General features: G+C 68.6%; 18 protein-coding genes and 1 pseudogene. 7 read left to right on the top strand and 12 right to left on the bottom strand.

Annotation, left to right across the window (positions count from 1 at the left end; all coding sequences use genetic code 11):
- A pseudogene (locus tag ACWELQ_RS15660) lies at nt 1-222 on the top strand (hypothetical protein); the annotation flags it as partial.
- Here the strand turns inward: ACWELQ_RS15660 and ACWELQ_RS15655 are convergent.
- The 4 genes from ACWELQ_RS15655 to ACWELQ_RS15640 are packed head-to-tail and all read right to left on the bottom strand — an operon-like array spanning nt 206 to nt 2,490.
- Nucleotides 206-1,417 carry an MFS transporter gene (locus ACWELQ_RS15655; protein WP_452397728.1) on the bottom strand — a complete coding sequence of 404 codons (1,212 nt, stop codon included), beginning with the start codon at nt 1,415-1,417 and terminating at the stop codon, nt 206-208. The pseudogene ACWELQ_RS15660 and the gene ACWELQ_RS15655 sit on opposite strands and share 17 nt — an antisense overlap.
- Nucleotides 1,418-1,447: 30 nt before the next feature.
- A complete protein-coding gene (locus tag ACWELQ_RS15650; protein WP_452397727.1) occupies nt 1,448-1,582 on the bottom strand; it encodes a hypothetical protein in 135 nt (44 codons plus the stop codon).
- A 42-nt stretch (nt 1,583-1,624) separates the two neighbouring features.
- Nucleotides 1,625-1,819 (bottom strand): DUF397 domain-containing protein, encoded by a 195-nt coding sequence (locus ACWELQ_RS15645; protein ID WP_452397726.1) that lies wholly within the window; start codon nt 1,817-1,819, stop codon nt 1,625-1,627.
- Nucleotides 1,816-2,490 (bottom strand): DUF5753 domain-containing protein, encoded by a 675-nt coding sequence (locus ACWELQ_RS15640; RefSeq protein ID WP_452397730.1) that lies wholly within the window; start codon nt 2,488-2,490, stop codon nt 1,816-1,818. Before ACWELQ_RS15640 ends, ACWELQ_RS15645 begins: the two co-directional genes overlap by 4 nt.
- Here ACWELQ_RS15640 and ACWELQ_RS15635 point away from each other — a divergent pair.
- Complete coding sequence (locus ACWELQ_RS15635) at nt 2,453-2,647, top strand: hypothetical protein (protein ID WP_452397731.1); 195 nt, start codon at nt 2,453-2,455, stop codon at nt 2,645-2,647. The genes ACWELQ_RS15640 and ACWELQ_RS15635 overlap by 38 nt on opposite strands.
- Before the next feature lie 640 nt (nt 2,648-3,287).
- On the opposite strand, the gene ACWELQ_RS15630 is transcribed toward ACWELQ_RS15635, so the two are convergent.
- Complete coding sequence (locus tag ACWELQ_RS15630) at nt 3,288-3,725, bottom strand: MarR family winged helix-turn-helix transcriptional regulator (protein WP_452397725.1); 438 nt, start codon at nt 3,723-3,725, stop codon at nt 3,288-3,290.
- A gap of 72 nt (nt 3,726-3,797) precedes the next feature.
- Between ACWELQ_RS15630 and ACWELQ_RS15625 the strand changes: the two genes are divergently transcribed.
- Nucleotides 3,798-4,445 carry a maleylpyruvate isomerase family mycothiol-dependent enzyme gene (locus ACWELQ_RS15625; protein ID WP_452397724.1) on the top strand — a complete coding sequence of 216 codons (648 nt, stop codon included), beginning with the start codon at nt 3,798-3,800 and terminating at the stop codon, nt 4,443-4,445.
- 122 nt (nt 4,446-4,567) lie between these two features.
- On the opposite strand, the gene hflX is transcribed toward ACWELQ_RS15625, so the two are convergent.
- Together hflX and ACWELQ_RS15615 are read right to left on the bottom strand one after the other, a co-directional pair.
- Nucleotides 4,568-6,067: a GTPase HflX gene (gene hflX / locus ACWELQ_RS15620; RefSeq protein WP_452397723.1), complete on the bottom strand. Its 1,500-nt coding sequence runs from the start codon at nt 6,065-6,067 to the stop codon at nt 4,568-4,570.
- 97 nt (nt 6,068-6,164) lie between these two features.
- Nucleotides 6,165-6,536 (bottom strand): MerR family transcriptional regulator, encoded by a 372-nt coding sequence (locus tag ACWELQ_RS15615; protein WP_452397722.1) that lies wholly within the window; start codon nt 6,534-6,536, stop codon nt 6,165-6,167.
- Between the two features lie 60 nt (nt 6,537-6,596).
- Here ACWELQ_RS15615 and ACWELQ_RS15610 point away from each other — a divergent pair, with 60 nt between their 5' ends.
- Nucleotides 6,597-7,718, top strand: a complete 1,122-nt coding sequence (locus ACWELQ_RS15610; RefSeq protein ID WP_452397721.1) for an alkene reductase — start codon at nt 6,597-6,599, stop codon at nt 7,716-7,718.
- A 71-nt stretch (nt 7,719-7,789) separates the two neighbouring features.
- Here the strand turns inward: ACWELQ_RS15610 and dapF are convergent, their stop codons facing one another.
- The 4 genes from dapF to ACWELQ_RS15590 are packed head-to-tail and all read right to left on the bottom strand — an operon-like array spanning nt 7,790 to nt 11,239.
- Nucleotides 7,790-8,683 (bottom strand): diaminopimelate epimerase, encoded by an 894-nt coding sequence (gene dapF, locus ACWELQ_RS15605; RefSeq protein WP_452397729.1) that lies wholly within the window; start codon nt 8,681-8,683, stop codon nt 7,790-7,792.
- 29 nt (nt 8,684-8,712) lie between these two features.
- The gene (locus tag ACWELQ_RS15600; RefSeq protein ID WP_452397720.1) at nt 8,713-9,534 is read right to left on the bottom strand and encodes a TrmH family RNA methyltransferase; all 822 of its coding nucleotides are present in this window, start codon (nt 9,532-9,534) and stop codon (nt 8,713-8,715) included.
- Nucleotides 9,534-10,463, bottom strand: coding sequence for a tRNA (adenosine(37)-N6)-dimethylallyltransferase MiaA (gene miaA, locus ACWELQ_RS15595; RefSeq protein WP_452397719.1), 930 nt, complete (start codon nt 10,461-10,463; stop codon nt 9,534-9,536). The genes ACWELQ_RS15600 and miaA overlap by 1 nt, the downstream gene beginning before the upstream one ends.
- Complete coding sequence (locus tag ACWELQ_RS15590; RefSeq protein WP_452397718.1) at nt 10,460-11,239, bottom strand: hypothetical protein; 780 nt, start codon at nt 11,237-11,239, stop codon at nt 10,460-10,462. The genes miaA and ACWELQ_RS15590 overlap by 4 nt, the downstream gene beginning before the upstream one ends.
- A 176-nt stretch (nt 11,240-11,415) precedes the next feature.
- Here ACWELQ_RS15590 and ACWELQ_RS15585 point away from each other — a divergent pair, with 176 nt between their 5' ends.
- Nucleotides 11,416-12,885 (top strand): DUF349 domain-containing protein, encoded by a 1,470-nt coding sequence (locus ACWELQ_RS15585; RefSeq protein WP_452397717.1) that lies wholly within the window; start codon nt 11,416-11,418, stop codon nt 12,883-12,885.
- A 245-nt stretch (nt 12,886-13,130) separates the two neighbouring features.
- Entirely contained in the window at nt 13,131-13,922 is a 792-nt protein-coding gene (locus ACWELQ_RS15580) for a phosphatase (protein WP_452397716.1), read from the top strand.
- A gap of 13 nt (nt 13,923-13,935) precedes the next feature.
- On the opposite strand, the gene ACWELQ_RS15575 is transcribed toward ACWELQ_RS15580, so the two are convergent.
- Nucleotides 13,936-14,943, bottom strand: a complete 1,008-nt coding sequence (locus ACWELQ_RS15575) for a GlxA family transcriptional regulator (RefSeq protein WP_452397715.1) — start codon at nt 14,941-14,943, stop codon at nt 13,936-13,938.
- Nucleotides 14,944-15,074: 131 nt separating this feature from the next.
- Here ACWELQ_RS15575 and ACWELQ_RS15570 point away from each other — a divergent pair.
- Nucleotides 15,075-15,691 (top strand): MFS transporter (locus tag ACWELQ_RS15570; protein ID WP_452397714.1); only part of this gene is annotated, 617 nt, incomplete at its 3' end.

Below are 15,691 nucleotides of genomic sequence, written 5' to 3'. Positions count from 1 at the left end.
ACGACATTGGTCGCCGTCGCGGGGCTCGTCGCGGCCACGGTGTTGTGGCGACGCCTGCGGCGCACCGACCCCACCGATCGGCGCACCCGGCGGACGCTGTTCTTCTTCGGTATTTCCGCGAACCTGGTGTCGCTGGCCATGATCGCGGTCGCCACCGCGAATACGCTCACCACCGCACACCCCGCGCCCGCGCTGGCGGCCCTGTTCAACGGCGGCTGGTGAGCTCACCCGAATTCGCTCGCGTCACGGCGGTCGCGACGGCCGCCACCAACGTGGCGGTGGCGGCGAGGACGGCCGTGGCGGTCCAGCCGAACCAGCCGACCGCCGCCGCGCCGAAGGCGGTGCCCAGGCTGCCGCCGACGAAGTAGACGACCATGTACGCGCTGTTGAAGCGGGCGGGAGCGGCGGGGTCCAGCGCGAGGACGGTGCTCTGGTTGGCTACTTGGGCGGCGAACAGGCCCGCGTCGAAGAGGCCGAGGCACACCAGGGTCACGGCGGTGATCGACAGGGAGACAGCGAGAATCACCGTGCTCACGATGGTCAGCGTCAGGCCGATCAGGATGACGCGGCGCGCGCCGATGCGGTCGGTCCAGACGCCGGAGACGCGGGTGGCGACGATGCCTAGCAGGCCCGCGAAGGCGTACAGGCCGATCCGTTCCGACGAGTACGAGAACGGGGGTTGCGACAGCGCCACGGCGAGTCCGGACCAGATCGTGCAGAACGCGAAGAACCAGAGCGCCCCTCGACCCGCCGCCGATCGCAGCGCCGGATGACGGGCGAACAGTGCGGGCATATTCCGCAGTGTGGCAAGGTAACTCGCGGTCGCGGAGGCCGAAGCCATCGGCAGTACCACCCGGGCAGCACCGGCGATCGCGACACACGCGGCGGCGAACACCAGCAGCATCCCCCGCCAACCCAGCGCATCCGCCAACCAGCCACCTACGATCCGCCCAGCCAGCACCCCGGCCGAGATACCGGCGGTGACGATTCCCAGCACGGTGGCCCGCCGCGCGGCAGGCGCGAAACGCCCTGCCACCGAACTCAATTGCGCCCCCACCGACGAGGCCGCACCGACCAGCGCGGCCCCCGCGCCGAGCAGCCACACCGACCCGACCACCGCACTCGCAGCCAAAGCCACTGCCAGCGCACAGAATTGAGCAGGCACCACCGTACGCGGCGCAGCCCGGTCAACCAGCGGCACCAATAGTGCCAGCCCGAGCAGATACCCCACCGGCCCGCCCGCCAACGCCGTCCCCACCGCCGCCACCGAAACATTCAGCGACCCAGCCACTCCCGAGACCGCGGGCTGCAGCGGATAAAGACTCGCGGTGCCGACCCCCGCCGCCAACGCCATGAACCACACCGTCGGCGCACGCAACACCGTGCCCCGGGTTTCCGGGATGAGATCGAGTTCCATATCCCTGACGGTAGGGAGACCCAGCCCGAGCTACCGGCGGGAATCAGCCCCGACAGTCACCAACCACCCCACCCGCTTGGTACTCCACCCCAGCGCGGCGAAGGCCGCCGCGATCGGCACCGGATCAGCGGCGGCCATGGGACGGATCGAGAGGTCGGCACTCACGCCCGGATCATCGCCGCACCGAGGCCGCCAGACAACCGCGTTTCACCGCTCCCAGACGCCGCTGGCGATGAACGACCGCCAATCCTCGTCGGAGAACCAGAGTTCCGGGCCGCGACCAGCGGCCTTCGAGTCACGGACGCCGACCCGGCCGTCACCCAGATAGACCTCCACGCACTGCTGTGCGGAATCGGATCTGCTCGACTTGTACCAGCGTCCGGTTGGCGGGAGCTTCTTCATTCGGTGTACTCCTTCGCGATCGCGAGCACCATGTCTCGAGTGTCCGCTTCCGTCAACGCTACCGCCCGCATACCGGCGACGGCTTCCCAATACTGATCGATCTCTTCCGCCCGATCGTGGTAGAGGCTGCCGATCACACCCTCCACCAGAACAATTGTCGGCAAGGCGATTCCGCTGGTTCCCTTCGGAAACTCGAGCAGCGTGAAGGGCTGAATAGTGAGCCCGCGGTGCGGGCGGGACGCGAACGGCATGACACGGATGCTGATGTTGTCGTTCTGCCCGATCTCGGCCATCCACGACAGCTGGCTCGCCATGACCTCCGCGGCTGCCGGACGGTGCCGGAGCACCGCTTCCGACAACAACACCTCGAGTCGAAAACCCTTCTCACCCAGCCGAAGTTGCCGCCGCGCAGTGAGCTCGAGTCGGCGCTCGATATTGACCGCCGAAAGGTCCGGCCTGTCGATCCGGATGATCGCGCGACGATATTCCGGAATCTGCAGCAGGCCGGGCACGATCATCGGCTGATGTACGACAACCCGATTGGCCGCACCTTCGAGTCGGAGGAATCGGGGGAACGTCGGCGCGACCTGATCTGTGTATGCCTTCCAGAATCCCTTCGAATTCCCTTGAGCCTTGGCGATCTTCTCCTGCTCGGAGATCTCGGACCACAACCGCAGCGCCTCCTCGCAGACCTCCGGCGAGGCACCGTACTGGTCCAGCAGCAACCCGATCAACGGCTTGGTGAGCTTGGTGGGACTCCCCTCCTCCATACGCATGATCACCTGGCGAGACACCTCCAGCGCGGACGCCGCCGTCAGCAGTGTCTGATGTGCACCTTCCCGTACTCCACGCATGAAGTTCCCGAAGTCCATGCGAGAGACTGTCGAACCAGCCATTTTCTTAGCCTCGCTATTTGGGTGCTATCCGCCACGGACATAGCTACAGCGGACTTCCATCGTATTTGAGGGAAGTCCGCGAGATGTCTGGTTCGACGGTCAATTCCGGTGTCTACTGATCGAAGAGCGCTCTGCGAAAACAATTCCCGGCCCAGGTGTCACATCTGGGCCATTCTCTCCGATAGGACATCGGGAGTCGCTATGCCCTGGGATGCGTGGATTTTGTCGGTTATGACTGTTATGGGCGGAGCGTTGATGGCGTTCTGCGTTCTTGAAGACATCAAAGGTTCTGGGAATTCGCATCGCAAACGATCCGGTCGGCATCGTGCGGCGCGGCGACACGTCGGGAGTTGAGCTGTGGCGCAAGCGATCAGCCATGAGGTGCCCGATTATCCGGTGCAGAACCTCGAAGTCGCTCGGCGTGGACTGGAGACCCACCGAGCCTGCGCGAAAGGATGTGAGGCCAAGCGGTATTTCCTTGCCCTCGTACCGCATTTGGAGATGATCGCGCGGCGGCGCGCGGCCTCCGCCGGGTGGAATCTCTGGACGCGTGGCGGGTGACACGCCGCGAATCAAGCGTACGGATCGGTGATTTCGCGTAGGCGGGCCATGATCTCGCGGAGTTGACGGGTGCGGGTCGCGCCGAGATGGGCGGCCCACTCGGCTTGCACCCGGGCGGCGGTCTCGTTGGCGAGCCGGACGAGTTCCGCACCGCGCGTGGTGAACCGGACCAGGCGGGCGCGCGCGTCGGAAGGGTCGGGGACCCGTTCGACGTAGCCCGCGCGGGCCAGTTGGTCGACCAGGAAGCCCGCCGTCTGCTTGGTGATCTGCGCTTGCTCGGCGAGCTCGGTGAGGCGGGTGCCGTCCGGGCCGATGCGGCCCGCGAGCCGGCCCTGGGCGATGGTGACGTCGCCGTAGCCCGCCTCGGCGAGGGCGGCGTAGATGCGCTGCTCCATGCCGCGGTAGGCGATGAACATCAGCAGGCCCACATTCAGGTCCTCGTCGGCCATCCCACTCCTTGATTCGGTCAGTCTCTCTGACTATATTTGGTCAGAGACACTGACCGATCGTAGAGGTGTTCCATGGACCTGGAAACCAGTTGGAAGGTCATCGAGCAGCAGCGGCGCGCCATCGCCGACCTGCTGGACGGACTCCCGGAGGAAGACTGGGACACGCCGTCACTGTGCGCGGGTTGGCGGATTCGCGAAGTCGCCGCACATCTCGCGCTCACGCCTCAACCGCCCTCGCCGCGCGTCATGCTCGCCACCGGAATCCGGGCGCGCGGCAACTACAACCGGTTCATCGACATCCTCACCACCGGGTATGCGAATCAGCCGACCGGGGAACTGGTTTCGCAGCTGCGTGACCACGCCGCGTCGCGAAAGCTGCCGTCGCTGACCAACTATCGGAACATCTTGTTCGACACCATGGTGCACGGGCAGGACATCGCGATTCCCCTCGGCCGTAGCCTCGAGATCCCGCCCGATGCGGCCGCGGCGGGGGCGGATCGCGCGGTGGAGGTCGGCTGGCCGGTGTGGGACAGACACCGTCTCGACGGAATCCGCCTGCGCGCCACCGATATCGACTGGGTGCACGGCACCGGGCGAGAAGTCAGCGGGCCCGTCACCGCGCTGCTACTGCTCATCACCGGGCGCACCGCACGGGTCGGGGAGCTCACCGGCGAGGGACTCACTCTCGCCACATCCCGCCTGCGAATGCCCACCACATGACCTCGTCCGTGCGGAACGAGGGGTCTGCGCGGATTGGGTTGTAGGAAGGGGTCACGGGTGTACTCAGTGCGGGAATTCGGACGAATTCCCGCACTGAGTACACCTTGATCTTGAAAGGAACCTCAGTCGGCCGAGGGTTCGGTGCCGGCGTGGGCGTACTCGGCGAGTGGGCCTGCCAGGGCGGCGGGGACTCGGGCGCGGACGCGGGTGCCGGTTTCCTCGTGTTCGGAGGTGAGGATCTTGCCGTCGGCGTGGATGCGGGCCAGCAGGTCGCCTCGGGTGTAGGGCAGCAGGACGCTGACCTCCACGTCGAGGCCGCCGAGGATCTGGGCGAGGCGGTCGCGGAGTTGGTCGACGCCCTGGCCGGTCTTGGCCGAGACGAAGGCCGCGTCCGGCAGCCAGCCGCGCAACTGGGTGACTTCCAGCGGATCCAATGCGTCGATCTTGTTGACCACCAGGAACTCCGGCGGGGCCGGACTCTTGGTCTCGCGCAGCACGTCGGTGATGACCTCGCGGACCGCCTTGATCTGCTGATCGGGCAGCGGGTCGGAACCATCCACCACGTGCAGTAGCAGGTCCGCGCCGGTCACCTCCTCCAACGTCGAGCGGAACGCCTCGACCAGCTGGGTGGGCAGGTGACGGACGAAACCGACGGTGTCGGTGAAGACCACCTCGCGGCCGTCCTCGAGGGCGGCGCGACGCGTCGTCGGATCCAGGGTGGCGAACAGCGCGTCCTGCACCAGGATTCCGGCGTCGGTGAGCGCGTTCATCAGCGAGGACTTGCCCGCGTTGGTGTAGCCGACGATCGCGACCTGCGGGATACCGCTGGCCGTGCGCTTGGCCCGCTTGGTGTCGCGCGCGGTCTTCATCTCGCGAATCTCGCGGCGCAGCTTCGCCATTCGCTCACGAATGCGGCGACGATCGGTCTCGATCTTGGTCTCACCGGGACCACGCAGACCCACACCGCCATTGCTGCCCGCGCGACCACCGGCCTGGCGGGACATCGACTCACCCCAGCCGCGCAGGCGCGGGAGCATGTACTCCATCTGCGCCAGCGACACCTGCGCCTTACCCTCACGGGAGGTGGCGTGCTGGGCGAAGATGTCGAGAATCAGCGCGGTGCGGTCGATGACCTTCACCTTCACGACCTTCTCCAGCGCGGTCAGCTGCGCGGGGGAAAGCTCACCGTCACACACGACGGTGTCGGCGCCGGACTCGAGCACCATGCCGCGCAACTCATCGGCCTTGCCCGAACCCAGATAGGTCGACTTGTCCGGCTTGTCGCGGCGCTGCACCAGCGTGTCGAGCACCTCGGAACCCGCGGTCTCGGCGAGTGCGGCCAGCTCGGCCATGCTCGCCTCGGCCTGCTCGGCCGTGCCCTCGGTCCACACCCCGCACAACACCACGCGCTCGAGGCGCAGCTGCCGGTACTCGACCTCGGTGACGTCCTCGAGCTCCGTGGACAGACCCGCGGTCCGGCGTAGCGCCGCGCGCTCATCGAGCTGCAGTTCACCGACGGTCGGCGCGGCCTGCCAGCCGTCGCGGCCGGTCTCGGGGGCGTCGTTGATCTCCTCGTCGATCTCTTCGGCGGGAGTGAACTCATACGTTTCTGGCTTACTCATACACCTCCATAGTCCCACGTCCCAACGAACGACCGCATTCGGTTATTTCGCCGCGACCGCACCGTGCGGAACCCATCACCTCGCGACGTGGGGGCCGTCACGTGTCCGCGAAGCGCTCCCCGGCCCTGGTGATGACCTCGTCGAGGACCTCACGGGAACGCAGCAGGTCGGCGATGGTGCGGTCGATGCGGTCGCGTTCGGAACGCAATTCGTGGACCAGCTCGGGCGTGGCGCGCTCGTTCGCGCCGCCGTCGGTGTCGCGCATGCACGGGAGGATCTCGAAGATCTTCCTGCTGTTGAGACCGGCCGCGAACAGCTCCTGGATGTGAATGACGCGATCCACGGCCAGATCCGGATAGTCGCGCTGGCCGCCGGGCGTGCGCGCGGCCACCAGCAGGCCCTGCTCCTCGTAGTAGCGCAGCGAACGCTCGCTCACGCCGGTGCGTTTGGCCAGCTCACCGATTCGCATGCGGCACTCCAGATTCCAAGGCTTGCACCTCACATCAATGTCAGGTTTTACCTTACCGGCATGACGAACACGGACCTCTTCAGCAGCAGCCGCCTCGGCGCCCTCGAACTCCCGAACCGGCTGGTCATGGCACCGCTGACGCGCAATCGCGCCGAAGCCGACGGGACTCCGTCGGCGCTCATGCGGACGCACTACACCCAGCGGGCCGGGGCGGGCCTGATCATCGCCGAGGGCACCACGCCCAACCGGGTCGGGCAGACGTATCCGAATATTCCCGGCGTCTACAGCGATTCGCAGATCGCGGGCTGGCGGCGCGTCACCGATTCGGTGCGGGACGCGGGCGGGCGCATGTTCCTGCAGTTGCAGCACGGCGGGCGGGTCGGGCACCCCGACAACAGCGGGCTGGTGCCGGTCGCGCCCTCGGCGATCGCGTTGCCGGAAGGCATTCACACGCCGTCCGGGCATCAGGAGTCGGTGATCCCGCGCGCGCTGAGCCGGGACGAAATCCACGCCACCATCGCCGATTTCGCGCAGGCCGCCCGCAATGCGGTGGCCGCGGGATTCGAGGGCGTGGAGATCCACAGCGCCAACGGCCATCTGCTGCACCAGTTCCTGGCAGGCAATACCAACCACCGCACCGATGCCTATGGCGGCTCGATCGCCAACCGCATCCGCTTCACCCTCGAAGTGGTGGACGCGGTCATCGCCGCGATCGGCGCCGACCGGGTCGGCATCCGCATCGCCCCCGGCGTCACCACCAACGGGATCGCCGAGGACGACACCGCCGAGCTGTACCCGGCCCTGGTCCGCGCCCTCGCACCCCGGCACCCGGCCTACCTCCACATCGTCTTCGCCGACCCGGAAACCGAACTCTTCCAGCAGATCCGGCACCTGTGGCCGCACACCCTCATCGCCAACCCGAACCTCGGCTGGGGCGTCCCCCTCCCCGCCGACGGCGGCGCAACCGCAGCCCGAGCCCTACTCGCCGCAGGCGCGGACCTCGTCTCCCTGGGCCGCGCCTTCCTGGCCAACCCGGACCTGGTCGACCGCCTCCGCCTCGGCGCACCCCTCAACCCCGTCCGCGACACACCACTGATGTACGTCGGCGGCCCGGACGGCTACAACGACTACCCCACCCTCACCGACACCACGCCCGCACTGAGCGCCGCGGCGGTCGCTTGATCAGCCTTCGTCATCCGGGATGGCCCGCCCGCGTCATCCCGCATGACCAGCCTTGCGGCAGGGGTTCAGGGTCAGGCGTCTTGCCACCACTTGGCGGCGAGGCGGCCTGTCGCAACGAGTTCGGAGGGGCCGCGGAGGGTGGCGGTGCCGTGGTCGATGCCGACCGTCACCACGCCGCCGGGGATGCGGACCTTGATGTGGCCGGTGTCGGCGGTGAGGTCGAAGCCGTCGCGGGCGAGGGCGGCCGCGGCGGCGGCCACGGTTCCCGTTCCGCAGGAGCGGGTTTCGCCGACGCCGCGCTCGTAGACGCGCATGTCGACGCCGCGTTCGCCGTCGGAGCCGACGCTGAGGGGGGTGAGGATCTCGAGGTTCACGCCGTGCGGGAACAGGGTGTGGTCGAAGCCGGGGGCGTGCTCGAGGTTGAGGGCGGCCAGCGACTGCGGGGTCAGGTCGGGGGTGACGCAGGCCAGGTGCGGGTTGCCGACATCGATTCCGAGGCCGGTGAATTCGCGGCCGTCGAGGGTCGCGCTGGAGGTGCCGAGGGTTTTGACCCGGCCCATGGCCACGGTCACCTCACCGTGCACGGGGTCGGCGTGATGCACCTCGACCGGTCGCGCACCGGCACGCGATCCGACAATGAATTCGGTGCGCTGCTCGAGCCCGGTCGCGACCAGATAGTGGGCGAAGACGCGCACCCCGTTTCCGCACATCTCGGCGATCGACCCGTCGGCATTGCGGTAGTCCATGAACCAGTCCGCGGCGCTGACACCGTCGGTCAGCGCGCCCAACACACCGGTCTCGATGAGCGCGCCCGCGCGCGCCACCCGCAGCACCCCGTCCGCGCCCAGCCCGCGCTGCCGGTCACACAGCGCCGCCACCCGCGATTCGGTGAGTTCGAGCCACGCGTCCGGGTCGGGCAGCACCACGAAATCGTTCTGGGTGCCGTGGCCCTTGGTGAACTCGATATCGGCCGCGCTGTTCTCGCTCATGGTCCTCACCGTAGCGCCCGGCGCTGCCGGGATATTTCGTAGAGGGCCACCGCGGCCGCGGCGGGCGCGCCCAGGGTGCCGTCGGTCGGAATGCAGACCAGTTCGTCGCACACCTGCTGCCAGGCCGGGGCCAGCGATTCGCTCTCGTCGCCGAGCACCAGCACGGTGCCGCCGTCGAATTCCGCGTCGTCGAGGGCGACGCCGCCGCCATCGTCGCTGCCGACGATGCGGGTCGGCACGCCGCGCGCCCGCTGCCGCTCCCGGAACGCGGCCACCTGCGCCGGACCGGACACCCGCAACACCGGCACCGAGAACAAGGCCCCGTCGGAGGCGCGGACGCTCTGCGGGTCGTAATGGTCCACGCCGGAACCGGTCACGATCACCCCGCCCGCCCCGAACGCCACCGCCGACCGGATCAGCGAACCCAGCCGGATCGCCGACGCGGGACGATCGATGACCACCACCGTGGCCGGATCCTCGGGCGTGCCCGGCGCGAACTCCTCGAGCTCCGGCCGCCGCGTCACCGCCACGGCCACCAGTTCCGGTACCGCCTCGAGGGGTTCGGCCAGCCCGGCCATCACCTCCGGCACCAGCCCCACGCTGGGCACCCCGCTGGAATCGAGGACCTGCCGCGCCCACGGCGACGGCTCCGGCCCGCCCAGCCGGTAGACGAGAGTCTCCAGCGGCCAACGGCATTCGAGGGCGCGGCTGATGGGCCGCATGCCCTGCACCAGAAATCGGCCGTCCCGGATGCGGGCGGCCCGGGTGGTCAGATACGCCTGCCACACCGCGACCGCGGCGGTGCGAGTGTTCGCGCGACGCGTCACTATGGTTCCTGTTCGTCCCTCATCGTGGAGGAGTTGACGAGCGCCAGCGCGGTGTCCGCCAGGGCGGGATCCGCGCCGTCCACCCATCGCACCCGTTGGTCTCGGCGGAACCAGGAACGTTGTCTCCGGACATAGCGCCGGGTGCCGATGAAGGTGCGCTCCTGAGCTTCGTTCAGGTCGTATTCGTTGTCCAGGAAATCGAGGACTTGCGCGTAACCGATGGCGCGCCGGGCGGTTTGGCCGTGCCGCAGGCCCTGGGCGATGAGGCGTTCGGTCTCCTCGACGAGACCCGATTCGAACATCTTCGCGGTGCGCGACTCGATGCGGTTATCCAACTCTGCGGTGTCGCGATCGACACCGATAATGACCGTGCCCCAACGGGGTTCACCGATCTGCGGCGCGGAGGCGGCGAACGGTTTGCCGGTGAGTTCCACCACCTCCAGCGCCCGCACCATGCGGCGGCCGTCGGTGGGCAGGATCGTCGCGGCGGCCACCGGATCGGCCTGCTTCAACGCCTCGTGCACGGCGACCGTGCCGCGATCGGCCAGCACCGTCTCCCATTTCGCGCGGATCTCCGGATCGGTGGCCGGGAAATCCCAATCATCCAGCAGCGCTTGGACGTACATCATGGAGCCGCCGACGATGACCGGGGTGTGGCCGCGCGCCAGGATGGCCTCCACGTCGGCGCGGGCCGCCGACTGGTAGGCGGCGACCGTCGCGGTCTCGGTGACGTCGAGCACGTCGAACTGGTGATGGGGGATGCCGCGGCGTTCGGGGACCGGCAGTTTCGCGGTGCCGATATCCATGCCGCGGTAGAGCTGCATGGCGTCGATATTGACGATCTCGCCGTCCAGCCGCTGCGCCAGATCCAGGGCCAGATCGGATTTTCCGGTCGCGGTCGGGCCGACCACGGCGATCGGCCGGGTCACCGGGCGACTCCCGCACGCCACACGCTGACGTGGTAGGCCACACCGAACGGGGCTGCGGCGTAGAGCGTTTCGACCGCCGGATCGACCGGATCGGCGGCGAAGAGTCCGGCCAGCACCTGATAGGCGGGGCGGCCCTCGACCTCGATCTCACCGCACAGCCGGGTGTCCAGCGCAGCGATAGCCGCGCGATCGCCCGCGCTCAGTGCCCGGTCGATATCGGCCTGGACGGCTTCGGCGCGCTCGTCCAGATAGCGGGGGGCCTTCAGCGACAGGGTTGCCGCGCCGTCGCCGACCACCAATACGGCGACCGGTTCCGGCTCGGCGTCGAGTTCGGCGCGCAGGTGGCGGCCGAAGGTCAGGCAGTCCGCGGCGGCGGCATCGGCGGAGATCAAGCGGACTTGCGCGATCGCTTCGGGCGCGACACGCTCGCGCAGCCAGCCCGCGATCAGCGCCGGGAGGGGTAGCAGCGGGTCCGCGAGGGCGGTTTCGGTGACCGATCCGGTCAAACCAACACGCACATCCACGCCGTATCCCCGGAATGTGCCCACCGAATCAGAACCGATCACCCGGTTCGCTTCTGTGCTGCCGGAGAATTCCTCCGGCTCCGCGACGCCGACCACGATCCACCGCGACGCACCGGCCGCCAACTCCCCCGCCGCACGCAACACCGCAGCTCGCAGCGCCGCGACATCGGTATCGGCCGCCGCACCCGCCGCGCCCTCGAGTTCGGGCACCAGCACGGGCGGCGAGGGAACCAGCGACGCAACACAGAACACGCCGTCAACCGTAGCGCTAACGCACCTCACCAGCCCCACCCCGGCCGGGTCGCCGCGCCGCCGAAGCGGGCTCAAAGACAGCATTTCCCATCTCAGCCTGGTTGAATGGGATGCAGTTAGACGAATGAGCTAGGGCGTAACCAGGCAGCCGTGACGCGCGGCAGGGACGAGGAGCAATGACCGAGAACAACGGAACCGAGAAGGCTACCCACCCGGAGTCGACCCCGACGCCCAAGCCCGGCGCCGCCGCAGCCACCCCGAGTCCAGCCCCGGTGCCCGCCCCCAGCGAGACCCCCAAGCCGTCTCCGGCGGCCGCCGCCGCGCCGCGGCCCGGCGGTCCTCGCAATAAACCCGAATCCCCCAAACCTCATGCCGTCAAGCCCACGCCCGGCCCGGCACATCCGCATCCCCATCCGGTGGTCGTGCCGTCCGTGAGCGACCCCAGCCAGTGGGGCCGGGTCGACGAGGACGGCACCGCCTGGGTCAAGACCGCCGACGGCGAACGCGTCATCGGGTCCTGGCAGGCCGGTGACGCCGCGGAAGGGCTGGCCCACTTCGGCCGTCGCTTCGACGATCTGGCCACCGAGGTCGCGCTGCTCGAGGCCAGGCTCGCCGCCGGGACCGACGCCCGCAAGACCAAGGCCGCCGCCACCGCGCTTGCCGAAACATTGCCGACCGCCTCGGTCATCGGTGATATCGACGGGCTGACCACGCGCTTGCGGGCCATCATCGAACACTCCGACGAGGCGGCCGCGCACGCCAAGGAGGAGAAGGAACGCAGCCGGCACGAGCAAACCGAGCGCAAAGAAACGCTGGCCGCGGAGGCCGAGCAGATCGCCAACGAGTCCACCCAGTGGAAGGCCGCCGGGGATCGGCTGCGGGAGATCCTGGACGAGTGGAAGACCATTCGCGGCGTGGACCGCAAGGTCGACGACGCGCTGTGGCGACGCTTCTCCAAGGCTCGCGAGGCGTTCAACCGGCGACGCGGGGCCCACTTCGCCGAACTCGATCGCGAACGCGCGTCCGCCAAGACCCGCAAGGAAGAACTCTGTGTTCGCGCCGAGGAGCTCTCCGGCTCGACCGACTGGCCCGGCACCGCGGCCATCTTCCGTGACCTGCTCACCGAATGGAAGGCAGCCGGCCGCGCACCCCGCGAGGCCGACGAACAGCTGTGGCGTCGCTTCAAGGCCGCCCAGGACATCTTCTTCGCCGCCCGCAACAACGCGGCCACCGAACGCGACCACGAGTTCGAGGCCAACGCGACCGCCAAGGAAGAACTTCTGGCCGCCTACGCCCACATCAACCCCGAAGGCGACCTCGACGCCGCCCGCAACGCCCTGCGCGAACTCCAGGAGAAGTGGGACGCCCTCGGCAAGGTCCCGCGCGAACGCATGCACGACCTGGAGTCCCGCCTGCGCGCCATCGAGAAGAAGGTCCGCGAGGCCGTCGACGCCCAATGGCGCCGCACCGATCCGGAGGCCATGGCCCGCGCCGCCCAATTCCGCGAACGCGTAGCCCAATTCGAGGAACAAGCCGCCAAAGCCCAAGCCGCAGGCAAGTCCCGAGACGCCGAAAAGGCCCTCGAACAGGCCAAGCAGTGGCGCGAATGGGCCGAAGCCGCCGAAGGCGCCGTCAGCCAGCGCTGAGAACCAGCACAGCCCAGACGAATCCGGCCCGGCCTGCGTGCAGACCGGGCCGGTTCGGTTCGCACCGACACTGCCGCACAACGCCATACAGCTTCTCGCGCCTGCACCGGCCGGGGGCGTTGGTCGCGGCCGATCCGAGTTCGCGGTGGCGCCGGGCGAGTTCGTCGAACGGGTCGGCGAGCGATGGGATTGCAAGCTCACAGGGTGATCGGCGGGGTAGTGGGTTCGCGGTTAGGCTCGCGGGCATGGCACCGAGTCGAGAAGAGTTGGTCGCGCATCTGCTGGCCACGGGGATGGCGGGGCGGGTTGCCACGCCTCGGGAGAACAATCTGGCGCATTATTGGCGGTTGGCGCAGGGGGATCCGGGGTACACGTTCGGGTTGGAGATCGGGCCGGAGTGGGATGCCGACGCGATTTTCGAGTTGATGGTGCGGCGGGTGGGGGTGGATGCGCGGCGGAATCATCGGCGCGGGGTGGACACCATCGATCCGGAACGGACTGTGGCGGCGCTGGATCGGTACGCGGCGCGATTCGACAAGGCGTTGCGGGAGCGGCAGCGGGTGCTGTTCGCGACCGGGCATCCGCAGCGGCTGGGGCCGATGTATCAGCGGTTGGCGGCGGCATTGGCGAAGGCCGGGGGCACCGTGGTCGAAGCGGGCGCGGGGGCCGGGTACGACGATGAAACCCGGTATGGGGCAAAGCGGCTCGTGATCGACTACTTCCTGGGCGTGGGCACGCTGATGGACGCGGGCGGGTCGATCCACACCCATTCGGCGATGCCGATCCGCCTCGCCCTGGACGCGTTACGAAGATCCGGGCGGCCGATGCCGGATCTCGTTGTCGCCGACCACGGTTGGTGCGGTGGCGCGGCCCAGGCGGGCATCGACGCCATCGGATTCGCGGACTGCAACGACCCCGCCCTGTTCGTCGGCGAGGAAATCGGCGTCGTCGCGGTGGCGGTCCCGCTCGACGACGGCCTCGCCCCCGAACGGTACGGGCTGCTCACGGATTACGTTCTCGGCACGGCCGCGAACTGAAAACGGCTTCCGCTCAGCCCAATTGCGCGGATTCGGTGATGACCTCGTGGCGCGTGGGGCGGTGCGAGCGGCGGTATTCGCTCGGGGAGACGCCCACTTCGCGGTTGAAGTGGGTGCGCAGGTTGGCGGGACTGCCCAGACCGCAGCGGTCGGCCACCGTATCGACGGGGAGATCGGTGAGCTCCAGGAGTTCCCGGGCGCGGATCAGGCGTTGGGTGAGCAGCCAGCGCAGCGGGGTGGCACCCAGTTCGGCGTGGAAGCGTCGGGCCAGCGTGCGATCGGACAGATTGGCGTGCGTCGCGAGATCCGAAACCGTCAGGGGGCGTTCGAGATTGGTGAGCGCCCAATCGAGGGTGAGCGCGAGGCCGGCATCCGAGGGCTGGGCGGGCACCGGGGATTGCACGTATTGCGCCTGGCCGCCCGCGCGGTGCGGAGAGACGACCAGGGAACGCGCGGCGGCGTTGGCGGCCTGCGCGCCGAGGTCCTTGCGGATCAGGTGAATACACAGATCCAGCCCGGCAGTGGTGCCCGCGCTGGTGAGAATGCGGCCGTGGTCGATGTAGAGGACACCCGGATCGACCTCGAGCTGCGGGTGGCGGGCGCGCAGCGCCGCGATGTATCGCCAATGGGTGGTCGAGCGGAGGCCGTCGAGCAGACCCGCGGCGGCCAATACGAAAGCACCGGTGCACAGGGCGGCGACGCGCGCACCGCGCTCGTGCGCCGCGCGGACGGCCGCCACCAGGTCGGCGGGCGGCTCCTCGCGGACGTTCGGGGTGGACGGGACGATCACGGTGTCGGCGCGGACCAGGTCGTCGTAGTCGTATTCGGTCAAGGCCACGAACGGATCTCGCAAAGTGGCGTGACGCGTATCGCGCGGGCCGCAGAGCCGGAAGTCGTACCAGGTCTCGAGGTCGACGCCGATCGGCCGCTCGGAGAACACCTGATACGGAATGGCCACCTCGAAGATGGGCATGCCGGGCGCGACGGCGACGGCAAGCGTGCCGGGACCGTTCGAATCCATGACCGCGACCTCACTCCGCTTCATCACCTGGTGTTTGATTCCAACCTAGCGCGGCACGGTGTCAGAAATCTAGCGCAGTGTGGCATTCCTGCCACTCGTGATGGGGGCCGCGTGCTCGGATAGTCGAAGGCATGACCACGACGACCGAACGCACTCCTCCTGTCCCCCAACCGGATACGGCTGCCGATCCGCTCCGCTGGCGGGTATTGGCCATCGCGGGGATTGCTCAATACCTCGCGATCCTGGACCTTTTCGCGGTCATCGTCGCCTTCCCGGCCCTGCAACAGTCCTTCGGGAACGCCTCGACGAGCGCGGTGTCGTGGACGTTGAACGCCTACACCATCGTGATGGCCGCGCTGCTGGTTCCGGCCGGTCGGTTCGCCGACGATACCGGGCGCAAACGCGGATTCCTGCTCGGCATCGCGCTGTTCGGCCTCGCCTCCATCGCCTGCGGCCTCGCCCCGAACCTGGCGGTCCTCATCGTCGCCCGCATCCTGCAAGCCGCGGCCGCCGCTCTGCTCATCCCCACTGGATTGGGCCTGGTGCTGCCGGTGTTCCCGAAACGCGAGCACACCACCGTGATGGGCATCTGGACCGCCATCGCCGCGGCGGGCGGCGCGAGCGGACCGGTGATCGGCGGGCTGCTGCTGCAAGCCGGATGGCGCTGGATCTTCCTGCTGAACGTGCCGTTCACGGTGGTGGCCTTCGTCTTCGGGCTGCGGGTGCTGCCCGATATCCGCCAGCGCGC

The organism is Nocardia sp. NPDC004722 (genome assembly GCF_053601505.1).
This window is presented reverse-complemented; position numbering and strand designations above follow the sequence as displayed.